The 16,265-nt window shown below is 53.7% G+C and carries 16 protein-coding genes; 6 read left to right on the top strand and 10 right to left on the bottom strand.

Annotated features, from left to right (window positions below; translation table 11 throughout):
* Positions 1–20: 20 nt before the first annotated feature.
* The 7 genes from metW to ACJJIE_RS18115 all read right to left on the bottom strand — a co-directional run bounded on the left by metW (position 21) and on the right by ACJJIE_RS18115 (position 6,900).
* Positions 21–611, bottom strand: coding sequence for a methionine biosynthesis protein MetW (metW, locus tag ACJJIE_RS18145; protein ID WP_444892570.1), 591 nt, complete (start codon positions 609–611; stop codon positions 21–23).
* Entirely contained in the window at positions 611–1,795 is a 1,185-nt protein-coding gene (gene metX / locus ACJJIE_RS18140; protein WP_444894782.1) for a homoserine O-succinyltransferase MetX, read from the bottom strand. Before metX ends, metW begins: the two co-directional genes overlap by 1 nt.
* Before the next feature lie 137 nt (positions 1,796–1,932).
* Positions 1,933–3,900, bottom strand: coding sequence for a dynamin family protein (locus ACJJIE_RS18135; protein WP_444892569.1), 1,968 nt, complete (start codon positions 3,898–3,900; stop codon positions 1,933–1,935).
* 279 nt (positions 3,901–4,179) lie between these two features.
* The gene (locus ACJJIE_RS18130) at positions 4,180–4,788 is read right to left on the bottom strand and encodes a YggT family protein (RefSeq protein ID WP_413664057.1); all 609 of its coding nucleotides are present in this window, start codon (positions 4,786–4,788) and stop codon (positions 4,180–4,182) included.
* Positions 4,789–4,855: 67 nt separating this feature from the next.
* Positions 4,856–5,689 (bottom strand): pyrroline-5-carboxylate reductase, encoded by an 834-nt coding sequence (gene proC / locus ACJJIE_RS18125; RefSeq protein WP_282930323.1) that lies wholly within the window; start codon positions 5,687–5,689, stop codon positions 4,856–4,858.
* A 179-nt stretch (positions 5,690–5,868) separates the two neighbouring features.
* Entirely contained in the window at positions 5,869–6,156 is a 288-nt protein-coding gene (locus ACJJIE_RS18120; RefSeq protein WP_282930324.1) for a hypothetical protein, read from the bottom strand.
* A gap of 39 nt (positions 6,157–6,195) precedes the next feature.
* Positions 6,196–6,900: a YggS family pyridoxal phosphate-dependent enzyme gene (locus tag ACJJIE_RS18115; RefSeq protein WP_282930325.1), complete on the bottom strand. Its 705-nt coding sequence runs from the start codon at positions 6,898–6,900 to the stop codon at positions 6,196–6,198.
* Between the two features lie 69 nt (positions 6,901–6,969).
* On the opposite strand from ACJJIE_RS18115, the gene ACJJIE_RS18110 reads away from it, so the two are divergent.
* Both ACJJIE_RS18110 and ACJJIE_RS18105 read left to right on the top strand, forming a co-directional pair.
* Entirely contained in the window at positions 6,970–8,004 is a 1,035-nt protein-coding gene (locus ACJJIE_RS18110) for a type IV pilus twitching motility protein PilT (RefSeq protein ID WP_108731395.1), read from the top strand.
* 60 nt (positions 8,005–8,064) lie between these two features.
* The gene (locus ACJJIE_RS18105) at positions 8,065–9,216 is read left to right on the top strand and encodes a PilT/PilU family type 4a pilus ATPase (RefSeq protein ID WP_108731394.1); all 1,152 of its coding nucleotides are present in this window, start codon (positions 8,065–8,067) and stop codon (positions 9,214–9,216) included.
* Between the two features lie 643 nt (positions 9,217–9,859).
* Here the strand turns inward: ACJJIE_RS18105 and ACJJIE_RS18100 are convergent.
* Positions 9,860–10,606, bottom strand: a complete 747-nt coding sequence (locus ACJJIE_RS18100; RefSeq protein ID WP_444892568.1) for a LytR/AlgR family response regulator transcription factor — start codon at positions 10,604–10,606, stop codon at positions 9,860–9,862.
* Entirely contained in the window at positions 10,603–11,760 is a 1,158-nt protein-coding gene (locus ACJJIE_RS18095) for a sensor histidine kinase (RefSeq protein WP_444892567.1), read from the bottom strand. Before ACJJIE_RS18095 ends, ACJJIE_RS18100 begins: the two co-directional genes overlap by 4 nt.
* A gap of 89 nt (positions 11,761–11,849) precedes the next feature.
* Here ACJJIE_RS18095 and argH point away from each other — a divergent pair, with 89 nt between their 5' ends.
* Positions 11,850–13,274, top strand: a complete 1,425-nt coding sequence (gene argH / locus ACJJIE_RS18090; RefSeq protein ID WP_444892566.1) for an argininosuccinate lyase — start codon at positions 11,850–11,852, stop codon at positions 13,272–13,274.
* A gap of 7 nt (positions 13,275–13,281) precedes the next feature.
* On the opposite strand, the gene cyaY is transcribed toward argH, so the two are convergent.
* Positions 13,282–13,608 carry an iron donor protein CyaY gene (cyaY, locus tag ACJJIE_RS18085; RefSeq protein WP_444892565.1) on the bottom strand — a complete coding sequence of 109 codons (327 nt, stop codon included), beginning with the start codon at positions 13,606–13,608 and terminating at the stop codon, positions 13,282–13,284.
* A 107-nt stretch (positions 13,609–13,715) separates the two neighbouring features.
* Between cyaY and lptM the strand changes: the two genes are divergently transcribed.
* From lptM to dapF, 3 genes are all read left to right on the top strand, one after another.
* Positions 13,716–14,066: an LPS translocon maturation chaperone LptM gene (gene lptM / locus ACJJIE_RS18080; protein WP_282930330.1), complete on the top strand. Its 351-nt coding sequence runs from the start codon at positions 13,716–13,718 to the stop codon at positions 14,064–14,066.
* An 11-nt stretch (positions 14,067–14,077) separates the two neighbouring features.
* The gene (gene lysA / locus ACJJIE_RS18075; RefSeq protein ID WP_444892564.1) at positions 14,078–15,331 is read left to right on the top strand and encodes a diaminopimelate decarboxylase; all 1,254 of its coding nucleotides are present in this window, start codon (positions 14,078–14,080) and stop codon (positions 15,329–15,331) included.
* Between the two features lie 93 nt (positions 15,332–15,424).
* On the top strand, positions 15,425–16,255 hold the full coding sequence (gene dapF / locus ACJJIE_RS18070) for a diaminopimelate epimerase (RefSeq protein ID WP_444892563.1): 831 nt from the start codon (positions 15,425–15,427) through the stop codon (positions 16,253–16,255).
* Positions 16,256–16,265 lie beyond the last annotated feature (10 nt).

The raw sequence follows: 16,265 nt of genomic DNA, 5'->3' as shown, positions 1-16,265 counted from the left end.
GAGCTGGCGCAAATCTTAGTTTAGCGAGTTAGGTGATAGATGGCTGTCTCACCAAACAAATTTGGTAAAAAGTCTTTGAGTGCCCGCCCAACCATGGACTCAGAAACCACTTGCCGATGCAGAATCGCCCAGCCGTTTTCCCTGCATAACACCTCAAAGTCTGTAAAAGTACAAAAGTGAATATTGGGAGTGTCATACCATTCGTATGGCAATAAGTCGGATACTGGCATGCGCCCGGAGAATGCGAGGTGCCAGCGGGCCTTCCACTGCCCAAAATTGGGAAACGTAATAATGCAATCCCGCCCAACCCGGAGCATTTCCTCTACCACTAAATGAGGCTGACTCAAGGTTTGCAGTGCCTGGGTCATCACCACAGCATCAAAGCTGCCATCAGCAAAATTTCCCAGCCCTGTATTCAGATTTTGCTCGACAACATTGACCCCACGGGCCACACATCGCTCTATTTGCTCGGGATCAATCTCCAGGCCATAGCCTTTCACATTTTTATTTCTCCCCAGCTGATCGAGCAGCGCACCATCGCCACAGCCGAGATCGAGAACCCGGCTGTTGGGAGCGATCCATTCCTGGATCACATCCAAATCTATCCGCATCAGTACACCTCCTCAGCAATTTCTGCCGCAACTCTCTGCATATAGGCACGAAATACACCTTCATAACGACCATTGGGCAGCAGGAAGGCATCGTGTCCCATTGCTGACTCTACTTCGGCATAGCTGACTGGAATATCCGCGTGCATCAGGGCATCGGCGATTTCCCTCGAGCGCTCCGGCGCAAAGCGCCAATCAGAAGTAAATGACACCAATAAAAACCGACACTTGGCATGGGAGAAGGCCTCTACCGGGTCATCCCCGTATTCCCGAGCTAAGTCGAAGAAATCTAGCGCTCGAGTCATCAGAATGTAAGTATTGGGATCGAAGGTGGTGGAAAAACTGGCTCCCTGGTAGCGCAGATAACTTTGTATCTGAAACTCCACCTCTTCATCCGATCCCTGTTGAAAGCTGCCGCTGCGCAATTCTCGACCAAACTTGCGCCCCAACCCGTCGTCGGATAAATAAGTGATATGTCCGATCATACGCGCGACGGCCAGGCCTCTGCGGGGTAACTTATCCTGTTGGAGGTAGTGCCCATCGCAAAAGTCCGGATCGGATGTTATCGCCTGGCGTGCGGTCTCATTAAACGCGATATTCTGTGCAGATAACTTCATGGCAGAGGCAATCACCACGCAATTACGCAGGCGCTCAGGGTATTCCAGTGACCAGCGCATTGCCTGCATTCCACCGAGACTGCCGCCAACAACCGCCGCCCACTGTCGAATGCCTAGCATATCCGCCAGACGCGCTTGGCTGTGGACCCAGTCGCGGACACGCAGTGATGGAAAATCCGGCCCCCAGGTAGTGCCGGTATCCGGGTTGATGGATACGGGGCCGGTAGATCCGTGGCAACCGCCGAGATTATTAACGGACACCACAAAGAAATGATTAGTATCTATCGGCTTACCCGGACCGATATAGTGGTCCCACCATCCCGGGCGCTTATCGTCAGCACTATGTCGTCCCGCAGCATGATGGTGCCCAGACAGGGCATGGCAAATCAGAACTGCGTTAGTCTTTTCCCTATTGAGTTCACCGTAAGTCTCATAAACCAGAGTGTAATTTTTCAGTACTCGGCCACAGGCCAATTCCAGCGGTTCACTAAAGTGATGGCTTTTAGGCTCAACAAGGCCCACGGAGCCTGGGTCACCGGTAGTTGCGGTTTGGGCTTCCGCAGAAGCGATAGGATTTTCCGTTGACAAGGCACTGTATCTGTCAGGTTGATAGGTGCTGCCTGGCAAATTGCCGAAGCAGTCAGTGAATAAGATCACTGCAACTTATAACAAATGCCAGCCAGAACCAATATCAATTAGTACCCGGTTCAAGTGATTTGGGAGGCTTTCAAAGGCGTAACATTGCGCGCACGCGGCGCCGGTGCAACAGGCTGTGGCGCTGAACTGTTGTGCCGCAGTAGATCCTCTAGCGCCACCAGCGCCTTATCATTTCGTTGAACCTCATCCTCCAGTGTTCGAAGATCAGTACGGCGGCTGCGAGTTTTCTGCTTTAACTCGGTAAGCTTAATCAGATGGCGATTAAGTAATTGCTTCTGGTATTGCGCGTGCTGCTTGAGGGGTTCGAGAGCCTGCTCCAGCCAGCTCTCAGCATTGTTACTCATTTCGTCGTAAAGCCTACCCACTTCGCTGGCAAGCGTAGTAATAAAGCGCTCACTGAGACGATTGCGACGCGCCAGTAGTAACTGCGGAGACCGCCTCAGCTGTGCGGCCTGGCGATGCAACCCGCGCAACGCAAAGCGGAATTTGCGAATGGTGAAATACTGCTCGGCATCATCCACTTTCTTTAAACTGGAGCGCTCGAAAACAGCGTCGAGCAAGCGATTAGCCTGATCCACTTCCCGCTCAAGATTGGAGAGTTGGTGATCCACTCCCTCCATAAAGGTATCAATAGCCTTGGCCATTCCCATGGGCGTCCAACGGCGATTGAGAGTAGCCAGGGTATCGTCAATCAGCGCCTGCAACTGCTGCCTGGAAATCGGCGTCAACAGCGATGCACTCTGTCTAGAGAGCATTCTCTGGCTCGACTTAAGTGTCAGCAACTCCTGATGGCAAAGCTTATGTTGTTCACGAACAGTCACCTGCAGCTGCTCTAACTCTGCAAGCTGTTCAGAAGTATTACCACTATTACGCTGTAAGTGAGCTAGTGCCGCACGCCCACTATTTAAGCGACGCTTGAGTAGATCGCGGGTATCAGCCATCAAGGTAAGCGCTTGATGTAGTGAGCGGTGTTCTGCCATTTTATGACGATGCTCTAACAGACGCTGCACCAACATCCGCTCAAACTCACCAAAGCGGCTGTTTCGGATCAAATCCGCATCTCGTTGCTGTCGCCCCAGCAGGGCCATCTTTGCAGATACCCCTGCAACACTTTCTTGCGGCAGGGAGAGGAGACGGGCTACTTCTGCACGCATGCGGCGCAACAGCAACTCAGCGTCCTCTTCGGGGTCATCCCATAGCACATCCATCTTGTTTAGCAGTGCCATCACAGAGGTTCCGCGATGCTCCTGCAACGGTGCCAGGTGAGTCTCCCACATGCTCATATCAGTGCCACTTACGCCCGCATCAGCGGCCAACAAGAAGGCAACAGCCTGAGCACCAGGTAAAGTGCTCAAAGTGAGTTCCGGCTCATTACCGAGGGCATTCAGCCCGGGAGTGTCGATAATACGTAAACCTTGATCTAACAATGGATGCGGCAAGCAAATCAGAGCAAAACGCCATGCTGGGATTTCGACAAGATTCCCTTTGCCATCCAGATGGCGGCGGTCAAAACCGTAGCGGGCCGCCTCTTCCGGCATTACTGACTTGGTTGAGGCAACCTTTAACAAAGTCTCCCTGGTCGCCTCTGGATCATTGGCATCAAACTCGTGAGTTACCCACTTTTGCGGTATTCGACGGAAACTTTCGAGACTGGTATTTGTTGCCAGGGTCTCAATTGGGAGTAACCGCAAGCTAGCCCGTTCACCACCATCACTGAATATTTCGGTTGGGCACATCGTCGTACGCCCGGGTCGTGAGGGAAGTAAACGCTGGCCGTAAGTTTGCGACAGCAGCGCGTTGAGCAACTCCGTTTTCCCACGTGAAAACTCCCCGACCAAAACCAGGGTAAACTGGTCGTCGGCGAGCAAGGCGCGAGCCTGTTGTACAACCTGGCAAGCACCTGCAGAGTTGGAAAAGTGCTGCTCTAGCCATTGACTGAAGTGGGCAAATTGGCGATCGAGATTTTTTTTCCAACGGTCGTAGTCGGAAATATGCTGGCGTAAATGTGCGTCTTCCATTTCACGATGTTCTTTTTATTGAGACCCAATGACTACCGGCCGCCCCCTAAGACGAGGGAAAGGGCCGTCAATTGATAGTATTAGAGTCTAACATCGCGCCAGGTGCGATCCAGTGTGCGTAGGTGAAGAAATGTTCAGCCGGTCACAATTTAGAAGCGGCCCCACAGGAATATCTGAGCCTTTCGAGGGGGCGTAATGCAAAGTGTGGACCGGCGGGCAAGCCCCGAACCGAGAGTAGGTTGAGGCTGCAAAGATATTGTTGGGTGGTACAGTGGCTATTTAAAAGCCGGGGATATGCCAAAACAGGCTGTACACGAAAGCCGGCATGTTGGCCATTTGGGCAAAACCAATAAGCAGCCTGTTAATCACAGTGAGCAGGATAAAGACAAATATCGGGCTGATATCAATCACCCCCAACGGCGGGATCAAGCGTCGCACAGGTCCGCAAAATGGCTCCAGGAGTTGGTGCAGTAAAATTAGAATTGGATGGCCGCTATTCGGCGCAATCCAGCTGGCAACGATGGAGACCAATAAGCCGACAAACACCATCGCTATCACAGTGGAGACACAGCCGATCAACGACCACAGCAGGGCACTGAGGGGGTTAACCAGGCCGTAACCTGCAATCATGGCGCAAGCCATAATCATCGCCCAACCGACTATCAACGCCAGTACTACTGAGGCCATATCGACGCCAAAAAGTCCTGGCACCACTTTGCGCAGCGGCAGCAGCAAAGGGTTGGTAACCTTCACAACTCCCTGAGATATGGGGTTGTAAAAATCCGCACGGCCCAACTGCAATAGGAAACGCAATAACACGGCGAAAAGGAACAAAATGCCCAGTATGCCCACGACATAAACGCCGATATCGCTGAAGGTATTGACCATGGATAAACCCTAAACAAAAAGATTTTCAGCAGCCACCGCTGCACCTACCCAATTGGACCGGAACCTGTTACCGATCCAATTCCTTTGCCATTTCTGTCGCCCGCTCCTCGCAATCGCGCATGGCATCGGCCACTAACTGCGGCAACCCACCCTTCTCGAACCGTTGAACAGCTCGCTCAGTGGTTCCACCTGGTGACATCACATTGCGCTTCAACTGGGCGACGTCAACATCGCTGGCGACCGCCAGTTTGGCGGCGCCCAGGGCAGTTTGCAACACAAGGCGCTCCGCATCCGCACGAGCAAGGCCACCGGCGGAAGCCGCATCAATCATGGCCTCCATAAACTGGAAAAAGTAAGCCGGTGCCGATCCCGCTACCGCAATCACCTGGTCGATGCCACGCTCTTCCTCAACCCAGTAGGAGATACCCACCGCATCGACAATGCGCTCGGCAAGTTCCTTCTGTTCACCCGTTACCTTGCTATCGGCATAGAGACCGGTAACTCCGGTTTGCACCAGGGCCGGGGTGTTAGGCATAGCCCTGACAATAGGGAGGTGTATTCCCATCCAACGGTGGTAAGCCGCGAGCGGGATTCCTGCAGCAAAAGTGATAATCAAGGGCGAGCGATCCACCAAATGGGGTTTCAGTCCTTCACAAAGTTCCCGCATAACCTGCGGTTTCACCGATAGCACAATTACATCGGCATCGACAATAGCGGCAATATTGTCGTCACTAATAGCTACCCCGTGGCTCTCGGCAAAAGCATTGAGTTTATCCCGATCACGGCCTGTAGCAGTGATCTGGTCCGCCGGATAACCGGAGGCCACCAAACCACCGATCACTGCCCCCGCCATATTGCCGGCGCCACCAATAAAAACCATCTTAGGGTTCGCTGTACTCACTCATATCACCTTGGGCGGTTGCAAAATTTAGTCGCATTCTCCTCCTGGGAGGATTCATTAATATGTGGTCGTTCAAGCCCAATAACAAGACACACAAGGCGATAGTCTTAGTTAGAAGAGGGAGCTATTCAATTAGCTTCATTTGGCTAAGTAGCGCTATCAGAATAGAGAAACAAGCATCAACGAAACAAAAAAGGAAATGTTTCCACAATCGCAATCAAGTTAAGAACAATCGCCAATATCCAAAGCCAATAACGGCTCTTATCCCCGAATATCCCAGTAACTGCCGAATTCAAAAAGCCGGTAACCAATGAGATTTTGGGAGAGACAAATGCAAGCAGGCAGATAAAAGCCAACCACTCAAGCGCCACCCAAGTCACCAGTACACTATTCGTTACAGACAGAGATAGCACTGCGCTCACTGATAAAAGCAGCAGCAATACATCTACAGTCCCAGATTTTGTCATCCTATATCCCAAAAAAAATCTACTTGCGTACTAATTCTGTCATGCAGAATAGTTTCGTGCCCCAAAAATATCTGTGCCGATACGCACAATAGTGGCGCCGCTGGCAATAGCAGCCTCCATGTCTTTAGACATCCCCATGGATAGAGTATCTAAGGCCTGCTCGGGAAATGCTTCGCGAAGACTTCGCAGCAGCCCTGCCAACTGGATAAATGGTTTTTCCTGCTCAAATACATTGTCACGAACAGCGGGAATCGCCATCAAGCCGCGCAGGCACAGCCCCGGCAATGTCATCACTTCACGCGCCAGAGCCACCAAATCCTGTGGAGCTATGCCAGACTTGCTCTGCTCGCCATCGATGTTCACCTGCAAGCAGATATTGAGTGGCGCCATGTTACTGGGGCGCTGCGCCGACAGGCGCTGGGCGACTTTTAAGCGATCCACCGTGTGTATCCAATGGAATCGCTCCGCCACAGCTCGACTTTTGTTCGATTGCAGCGGCCCGATAAAATGCCAGTGAATATCCAGGTCGGACAGGGCATCCTGCTTTTGCAGGGCTTCCTGTAAATAATTTTCGCCAAAGTGATGCTGGCCAGCTGCAAAAGCGATCCGCAAGTCTTCCGCCGGCCGTGTTTTGGAAACCGCCAGTAGAGTAATTTCTGCGGGGTTGCGATCGCAGTTGTTGCAGCATGTCACAATCCGCTCACCTACTGCATTCAGGTTTTCGACGATTGTCTCTTTGCGCATATACTGATGCCCTTACCGATTTGAGCGGCGATTTTACCTGAGCCCAAACAAGAACCATAAGGTAGCAGTATGGATATCACTGAACTCCTCGCCTTTAGCGCCAAGCAAAACGCCTCGGACTTACACCTATCGGCGGGCCTGCCGCCGATGATCCGTGTCGACGGCGATGTGCGCCGTATCAACCTGCCCTCGATGGAGCACAAGCAGGTACACGGCCTGATCTACGAGATCATGAACGATAAGCAGCGCAAGGATTACGAAGAACTGCTGGAAACAGACTTCTCTTTTGAAGTCCCCGGTGTCGCCCGCTTTCGTGTAAACGCGTTTAACCACAACCGGGGTGCCGGCGCCGTATTCCGGACCATTCCCTCCAAAGTTCTCACTATGGAAGACCTGGGAATGGGTCAGGTGTTTAAGCAGATCTCAGATACTCCCCGTGGCTTGGTGCTGGTAACCGGGCCCACGGGTTCCGGTAAGTCCACCACCCTGGCGGCGATGATGGACTACATCAACGACAACAAATACGAGCATATCCTCACCATCGAGGACCCGATCGAATTTGTGCACGAATCCAAGAAATGCCTGGTGAACCAGCGTGAGGTGCACCGGGATACCCACGGCTTTGCCGAAGCACTGCGCTCTGCACTGCGTGAAGACCCGGATATCATTCTCGTAGGTGAGATGCGGGACCTGGAAACCATTCGCCTGGCTCTGACTGCGGCAGAGACCGGTCACTTGGTATTCGGCACCCTGCACACCACTTCCGCCGCCAAAACCATTGACCGTGTGGTGGATGTATTCCCGGCGCAGGAGAAAGCCATGGTGCGTTCAATGCTGTCGGAATCCCTTCAGGCCGTTATCTCCCAGACGCTAATGAAGAAAAACGGCGGTGGCCGGGTCGCTGCCCACGAAATTATGCGCGGTACCCCAGCCATCCGTAACCTGATCCGCGAAGACAAAATCGCGCAGATGTACTCGGCCATCCAGACCGGAGCCAGCGTCGGCATGCAGACCATGGACCAATGTCTGGAAGACCTGGTGGCACGCCGCATTATCAGTCGCGAAGTGGCTCGCGAAAAAGCCAAGATGCCGGAGAACTTCTAAACGGCCAAAACCCGCCCCCAATCTGGGGAAGAAAAGTCGAGATAAAACGCGGTAATCACCATGGATATTGAAAGACTTCTACAACTGGTTGTAGAGAAGGGCGCTTCGGATTTATTTATCACGGCGGGCGTCCCGCCCTCCATCAAACTGCACGGCCGAGTGGTGCCCTGCAGCAGCACCGCGCTCACGCCAGAGAAAGCGCGCGAGCTGGTGGTGGGAACCATGAACGAGAAACAGCGGCGCGAGTTTGCCGAGCAAAAGGAATTGAACTTCGCGATTGCAGTGCGCAACGTGGGGCGTTTCCGGGTATCGGCCTTCTTTCAGCGCAATCTGGTGGGTATGGTGCTACGTCGCATCGAAACCAAAATCCCCACTATCGATGGACTCGGACTACCCGACGTACTCAAAGACCTGGCCATGACCAAACGCGGGCTGATCATTTTTGTGGGCGCCACCGGTACCGGTAAGTCCACATCCCTCGCCTCCATGATCGGCCACCGCAATGAGAACACCAAGGGCCATATCATCACCATTGAGGACCCGATCGAATTTATCCACCAGCATCGCGGCTGTATTGTGACCCAGCGCGAAGTGGGCCTGGATACCGAGTCTTTCGATGTAGCCCTGAAAAACACTCTGCGTCAGGCACCAGATGTTATTCTGATCGGTGAGGTGCGCTCCCGCGAAACCATGGACCACGCCATCGCTTTCGCCGAGACCGGCCATTTGTGTCTGTGCACCCTCCACGCCAACAATGCTAACCAGGCCCTAGATCGGATCATTCACTTCTTCCCGGCAGACCGCCACAAACAGTTGTTTATGGACCTGTCCCTCAACCTGAAGGCGATGGTGGCCCAGCAGCTGGTACCGACCCCCGATGGCGATGGCCGCCGTGCCTGCCTTGAGATCATGATCAATACCCCACTGATGTCGGACCTGATTCGCAAGGGCGAAGTGGATAAGATCAAGGAGTTGATGAAGCGCTCTGGTGAGCAGGGAATGCAGACCTTCGACCAGGCACTCTACGAGCTCTACGATGGAGGAGAAATTACCTATGAGGATGCCCTCTCCCACGCCGACTCTGCCAACGATTTGCGCCTGATGATTAAACTCAAATCCGAATCCGATGCCGAGTACTTAAATAGTGCCGCTGGAGAGTTGAGTCTGCAAAATGATTCAGAGTACGGAGACGGTGGTCCTCAACTCTACTAGCCCCCGATCCAGCCAGATCAAAACCGTTTACAGGCCCCAGGCTTGTAAACGGTTCTCACCCGTTATAGTCCACTGCGGACATCTCTGCGGAGCAAAAGCTGATCCCGCCCGATAATAAATATCCTTGTTGGCCTCTACTTGCAACGCTTTTATTGGAGGAAACATAACCTCTCTCTGAGCCTCCGAATTCCTGCGAAAATCCCGTTTATAGAGTGGACAGTCAAAGTGAATAAAAAGTCGCTTTGATCACTGGCGGCAACCGGATCATCGGTACCACTACAGCCCGATTACTCGCCCTGATGGGATACCAAGCTGCCATTAGTTACCGGCCGCTTAAGCAGCAAGTAAAGGAGCTGCCGATACACTGATCGTCGGTCTACTCAATTGGGAAGTTGCCGATGACGGTGTTCGCGTAAATGATGTAAGACCCGGGTTTATTTATATTGATATGCACGTTGATGGTAGCAACGTCCAACTTTACCATCGGTTCACTTATTGATATCGCAGGTGTGAAGTGGGAATAAAAGTTAGGTAAGAGGCCGTTTTTTCATAAACCCAGGCAGGCGCGAATAATCAGGGTATGTTTTTGGAATTAATGGTGGCAACCGTACTCGCTGTTTTTATCCGCGGAAGCATTTAAGTTCTAACACATCTCTGCGATTAGGCCTTTTACCGAAGGCAGCATACGCCGACTCACCAGCGGCGCTGCTGTTACACCGTCCAGCTCTACCCGGTAATTTGTACCATCCCGTCTCAACCCGGCTATATATTGTACGGCCACCAGCGCACTGCGATGTATACGCACGAATCGCTGCCCAAACTCACCCTCTAACTCTTTTAATGACTCATCCAGAATGGTCTCTCCAGCGGGGTGGTAGGCTACAACATACTTGCTGTCGGCGATCAGGCAACGGATAGAGTCTACATCCAGCAGCTCTACCCCCAGGCGACTAATCGCCTTGATACGGCTCCGACCAATGGGCTCCACCTGATCCTGCTTAGTTAACAACTGCTGCTGCGGCTTACTCAAACGCTGTGCTTTGGAAACTGCCTCCCGCAGCTGTTCAACATTCACAGGTTTTAATAGATACCCAACCGCTGAGGTGGCAAAAGCGGGCAAAGCAAACTCATCGTGAGCAGTGCAGAAAATTATTGCCGGCGGACACGCAAAACTGGATAACTGCTGAGCCAATTCCAGGCCGCTACCACCGGGCATTTCAATATCCAATAGCACAAGGTCCGGGTCGAGTTCGCGGATCTGTGATAATCCAACTTCAATATCTGCCGCTTCTCCCACAGCAATACAATTATCAATCTTCTCCAACTGCCGGTGCAGACGGGCACGAGCCAAAGGCTCGTCATCAATAATCAGTACGCGCAATTGGGTCACTCCATCACCTCGATAGTTTTCTTGGATTTTATGGTGGTCTCTGTTTCCCGCCGGTCCACTTCCCGGGGAGATAAGGGTAGCTGTAGTATGACCCGGTACCGGCCCTCCTCCCGACGGGCGGTAAATTTGAAGCGATCGCCGTAGTAGGCGGTGAGACGCTGGCGAATATTCTCTGTCGCCATGCCATTACCAGTCTTCGTAGGAACTGCACTATCCTGTGGCAATGGGTTTTCAATAACAACTTTGAACATGCCCCCCTCTTGCGAGAGTTGTACACTGATCTCTCCACCTGCCCGCAACTGTGCCACACCGTGCAACACCGCATTCTCCAATAGGGGTTGAAGCAACATACTGGGCAGCTGAACCTTATCCAGGCCCGCGTCTAGCTGCCAACTCTGGCGCAAACGCTCCCCCAGACGCAGGGCTTCAATCTCTAAATAGCGTTGGGCTAGAGTAATCTCTTGCGCTAAAGGCACCAGCTTTGGATCGGCGAGGCTTGCACGAAATAATGCACATAAATCCTCTACCAATCGCTCCGCGCGATCAGGATCAACAGCGATCAAACTAGCCAGGCTGTTCATACTGTTAAAGAGGAAATGGGGGCGAATCCGCGATTGAAGTGCCTCAATTCGGGCACCGAGCTCCGCCTGCTGCTGGTTATAGAGTTGCTGCTGAAGATAGGCGTAGCGCAATACCACCCCCGCACAAATAGCCCCAAGCAGGCAGTCGCCCGCAAACCCCCAGCTGTCAAAGCTGGTCTGTAACAGCACCGCGCGCAGGGAGCGCTGCACTGCCATCACCAATATGAGCACCGACAGCACTGCAATAAAACTCAAGCCGCCAGCGAGTTTGTGGGGCATTTTCGCCAGGCTCGGCCGAAGCCGGCAAAGTAGCGCGGCCGAGGGCAATATCACCCATTGGATCACCAGAGAGATCAGCCCCAGGCGCTGCCAGCTGAATTCCGGTAAACCGTCCAGGGCCAGGACCAGCACCAATGCCAGCAATTCCCCCATCAACACCAGTACCGCTAGAGAGGTGACACTACAGAGGTCTGGCAGAAACGGAAGCTGCCCAGATAGCGCAGAATCCTTATTTCCTGTGCGATATTTTCGAATTTTCTGCGTTATAATGCCCGACGGCCAGGGGAATGACATGCAGTTGTTATTCTTGATTGTCCCAAAGTTCCAAGCGCAAGATATCACCAAGCTCCCCAGCCTTTCATCTCACTGCAGCCAGGAAAACCATGAGTAACGAAAAATCCCCCTCCGAGTCCGCCAACAATCCTGCCGCCAAACTCTGGGGCGGCCGCTTTAGTGAAGCCACCGATGCCTTTGTCGAGCGATTTACCGCCTCGGTGACTTTTGACCAGCGCATGGCCATGGAAGACATCCAGGGATCACTTGCCCACGCGCAGATGTTGTCAGAAGTGGGGGTATTAAGTGCTGATGAATATCACAAGATAGCCGACGGCCTGAAGGGCATCGCCGAAGAGATAAAATCGGGAGAATTTCCCTGGTCTGTGCAGCTCGAAGATGTCCATATGAATATCGAAGCACGCCTGACCCAACGCATTGGTGCCACTGGCAAGAAACTGCATACCGGCCGCTCGCGCAACGATCAGGTGGCAACCGATATCCGCCTGTGGCTGCGTGGACGCATCGATCTGATTGCTACCGAACTGACCCGCCTGCAAAATGGCTTGGTCGATTTGGCAGAGCGCGAGGCCGATACCATTATGCCCGGCTTTACTCACCTACAGAGCGCGCAACCGGTGACCTTTGGCCACCACTTACTGGCCTGGAATGCCATGCTGAGCCGGGATTTCGAGCGCCTGATGGATTGTCGCAAACGGGTTAACCGCTCACCGTTGGGGGCCGCAGCACTGGCCGGCACCAGCTATCCGATCAATCGCGCACGCACAGCGGAGCTGCTTGGCTTCGATGCCCCCACAGAAAACTCCCTCGACTCAGTCAGCGACCGGGACTTCGCTATCGAGTTCTGTGCTTTCGCCGCACTGCTGCTCACCCATCTGTCTCGGGCCAGTGAAGAGCTGGTGCTGTGGACTTCTAGCCAGTTCGACTTTATTGACCTGCCCGATCGCTTCTGCACCGGCTCCTCAATTATGCCGCAGAAGAAAAACCCCGATGTTCCGGAGCTGGTACGGGGTAAAACCGGCCGGGTTAACGGCCACCTGATTGCGCTGCTCACATTGATGAAGAGCCAACCGCTGGCCTACAACAAAGACAACCAGGAAGATAAAGAGCCGCTATTCGATGCCGCCGATACCGCACTGGATTGCCTGCGTGCATTTGCCGATATGGCGCCGGCACTGAAGGCAAAAAAAGAAAATATGCTGGAAGCTGCGGCCAAAGGCTTCTCCACCGCGACGGATCTGGCCGATTACCTGGTACGCAAAGGGGTGGCCTTCCGCGATGCTCACGAAATTGTCGGGCAGTCCGTATCCTTTGCCATTGAACAGGATAAAGACTTATCTGAACTCAGCCTGGCCCAACTACAACAGTTCTCAACAGAAATTGACGAAGATGTATTTGAGGTGCTGACTTTAGAGGGCTCGGTTGCGGCTCGCGATCATATTGGCGGTACCGCACCAAACCAAGTGCGCGCGGCCTGTAAACGCGCACGGGAAGAGATTTCGCAGCGCACTTAAGCGCTGTTTAAGCGGATAATCCGAGGGAAACCTGTTCGCCTTGCTGCTCGCTCAATACGCGGTCGAGCAAAGTCGGCAGGTCCTCACCGGTCGTGGTGCACTTCCAACCGGGATTTTCAAAAGAGAGATGGTAGCCACCGGATTTGGCCGCAATCCACAACTCCCGGTTGGCAGACTGGCGCGAGAGAATTACCTGGCTGCCATTGTCTTCCAGGGTCAGGGTCAGCACCGCATCACTGCGTTCGTAGTCGATATCCCAATCGCAGTGATCGAGTGCATCCTCAATACCGATTAGAGTCTGCTCCACAGCCGCATCATATTCCGCTTGGCTCATCTTTGGTTACTTCTGTTACCGTGTAATGTGTTGAATCAGGTGGGCCGCTATACTATCAGGCTTTTGCCGGTTGCCGCTGCGAATCTCCGACTCTCAGGATGTTATCGATGCTCAAAAAACGACTCTCTCTATTAACCATCACCATCGGTGCCACCGCACTGTTACTGGGCTGTGGCCAAAAAGGTCCTCTCTATCTTCCACAGGACCCCGCCATGCCCGCCTCCAATATTCCAGGTGGCCCGCCCGAGACAGTACCCACCAGTGGTGCAGCACAACCCGGCGAGCCCGGCTCTGCAGCAGAGCAAGCGGTGGAAACCGTTGATGAAATTGAATCTGAAGACGGCTACGGACCCGACTTTGATATCGATGACACCATTGAGACCGGCCCGACTATCGAAGTCGACGACGAATCGGGCACAGCGGATGACTCCAATGTCGAGGAAGATTTAGAAGAGTAAGAACCGGCCATATGAGAGAGTTTAGTTATCGCAACGGTAGCCTGTGGGCTGAACAGGTTTCACTGGAACAAATTGCCGAGCGTTTCGGCACCCCCACTTATGTCTACAGCCGCGCACACTTTGAACGGCAATATCGGGATTACGCCGAGGCCCTCGGCAATCGTCCCGGATTAATTTGCTACGCAGTGAAAGCCAACAGTAACCTGGGCATTCTGTCACTGCTGGCACAGCTGGGGGCGGGCTTTGATATTGTTTCCGGCGGGGAACTTGAGCGAGTGCTGCTCGCCGGCGGCGACCCATCGCGAATCGTATTTTCTGGAGTGGGTAAAACCTCAGAGGAAATGCGGCGCGCTCTCGACGTTGGAGTGCACTGCTTCAATATTGAATCAGAAGCGGAAATTGATCGCCTTGAGCGCGTGGCCGCAGAGTGTGGCAAGACCGCCCCGATTTCCATCAGGGTCAATCCCGATGTGGATGCCCAAACCCACCCCTATATTTCCACCGGTCTCAAAGAAAATAAATTTGGCATCGCCATAGACAAGGCGATCGAGGTTTATCAGCACGCGGCGGATTCCGAGCACCTGAAAATTACCGGTGTGGACTGCCATATCGGTTCCCAGCTCACCGAAGTTGCCCCCTTCCTGGATGCACTCGATCGCCTGCTGGTTCTTATCGATCAGCTCGCCGAGCTGGGAATTACCCTGGAACACCTGGATCTGGGCGGAGGCCTCGGTGTGCGCTATCGGGGTGAGGAACCACCCCCTGTCGGGGATTACCTGGCGGAGGTCCACAAGCGTATCGGCGAACGCAATTTATCCCTGATTCTCGAACCCGGCCGCTCTATTGCCGCGAACGGCGGCGCCCTGCTGACCCGGGTCGAATACCTGAAGCGTACCGAAGAACACAACTTCGCTATCGTCGACGCCGCCATGAATGACAACCTGCGTCCAGCCCTTTACCAAGCGTGGCAGGATATTGTGCCAGTGACACCGGACGAGAGTGAAAGTACCCTGTGGGATATTGTCGGTCCGGTATGCGAAACGGGCGACTTCCTGGGTAAAAATCGCTCCCAATCTCTACGAGAGGGGCAGCTGTTAGCCATGTTGTCGACCGGTGCCTACGGTTTCACCATGAGTTCCAATTACAACAGCCGCTGTCGCGCAGCTGAAGTGCTTGTGGATGGCGACAAGACTTACTTGGTGCGTGAGCGGGAGACTTTTGCCGACTTGGTTCGCGGTGAGACCACTGTCCCCAAAAAAGCCTGATCAGCTACTTGCATCGCAGTGGGGTCCATTTTTCAGTCCGGGCCCCAAACCGCAGCTAACGCCGCGGAAAATCAGTACGAACAGAGAAATGGAATGCGCGTTAAATTCAGCAAGATGCATGGGCTCGGCAACGATTTCGTGATGCTCGACGGCGTCAGCCAAAAAATTAAACTGACCCCGGAAAAAACTCGTCGCCTGGCAGACCGCTGCCTCGGCGTGGGCTGCGACCAGGTACTGCTGGTGGAGCCGCCCCGCACACCCGAGGCGGATTTTCGCTATCGCATATTTAACGCCGATGGCAGCGAAGTGGAAAATTGCGGCAATGGCGCCCGATGCTTTGCCCGCTTTGTACGTGAACGCCGCCTTACCGGTAAGAAAAATATCCAGGTAGAAACTGCCGCCGGTTTACTGCACCTGAGAGTGCTGGACGGGGATCAGGTTAGTGTCGATATGGGGGCACCGGTCCTCGAGCCCCAAAAAGTACCTTTTTCCGCCGATCGCCGTGCAGAGTCCTATCCCCTGGAAGTGGACGGGGAGACCTTCACCATTGGTGCTGTATCCATGGGAAACCCCCACGCGATTCTGCTGGTGGAAGATATCACTTCCGCACCGGTAGAAAGACTCGGGCCCCTAATTGAACGCCATCCGCGGTTCCCGCAAAAGGTCAACGCTGGCTTTCTGCAAGTGGATACACGCACCGAAGCCCAGCTCAGGGTATTTGAGCGCGGGGTTGGCGAAACTCGTGCCTGTGGCACCGGCGCCTGTGCTGCCATGGTATACGCTCGCCTGCGAAACCTGGTGGATGACAAAGTCCAAATTCAGCTCCCAGGTGGCACACTGACAATTCACTGGAGCGGACCCGGCCAGCCAGTTACTATGACCGGGCCCGCAACCACGGTTTTTCACGGGCAGATTATTCTCTAAACAATTGTCC

Source organism: Microbulbifer maximicatervae (SeqCode) (assembly GCF_052467325.1).
Note: the sequence above shows the minus strand (reverse complement) of the source record. Positions and strands in the feature narration are given on the sequence as shown.

Bases quoted from the DNA above. Each gene is read 5' to 3' on its own strand.
- metW (WP_444892570.1), bottom strand. From the start codon at position 611: ATGCGGATAGATTTGGATGTGATCCAGGAATGGATCGCTCCCAACAGC.
- ACJJIE_RS18135 (WP_444892569.1), bottom strand. From the start codon at position 3,900: ATGGAAGACGCACATTTACGCCAGCATATTTCCGACTACGACCGTTGG.
- ACJJIE_RS18130 (WP_413664057.1), bottom strand. From the start codon at position 4,788: ATGGTCAATACCTTCAGCGATATCGGCGTTTATGTCGTGGGCATACTG.
- ACJJIE_RS18120 (WP_282930324.1), bottom strand. From the start codon at position 6,156: ATGACAAAATCTGGGACTGTAGATGTATTGCTGCTGCTTTTATCAGTG.
- ACJJIE_RS18115 (WP_282930325.1), bottom strand. From the start codon at position 6,900: ATGCGCAAAGAGACAATCGTCGAAAACCTGAATGCAGTAGGTGAGCGG.
- ACJJIE_RS18110 (WP_108731395.1), top strand. From the start codon at position 6,970: ATGGATATCACTGAACTCCTCGCCTTTAGCGCCAAGCAAAACGCCTCG.
- ACJJIE_RS18105 (WP_108731394.1), top strand. From the start codon at position 8,065: ATGGATATTGAAAGACTTCTACAACTGGTTGTAGAGAAGGGCGCTTCG.
- ACJJIE_RS18095 (WP_444892567.1), bottom strand. From the start codon at position 11,760: ATGTCATTCCCCTGGCCGTCGGGCATTATAACGCAGAAAATTCGAAAA.
- argH (WP_444892566.1), top strand. From the start codon at position 11,850: ATGAGTAACGAAAAATCCCCCTCCGAGTCCGCCAACAATCCTGCCGCC.
- cyaY (WP_444892565.1), bottom strand. From the start codon at position 13,608: ATGAGCCAAGCGGAATATGATGCGGCTGTGGAGCAGACTCTAATCGGT.
- lptM (WP_282930330.1), top strand. From the start codon at position 13,716: ATGCTCAAAAAACGACTCTCTCTATTAACCATCACCATCGGTGCCACC.
- lysA (WP_444892564.1), top strand. From the start codon at position 14,078: ATGAGAGAGTTTAGTTATCGCAACGGTAGCCTGTGGGCTGAACAGGTT.
- dapF (WP_444892563.1), top strand. From the start codon at position 15,425: ATGCGCGTTAAATTCAGCAAGATGCATGGGCTCGGCAACGATTTCGTG.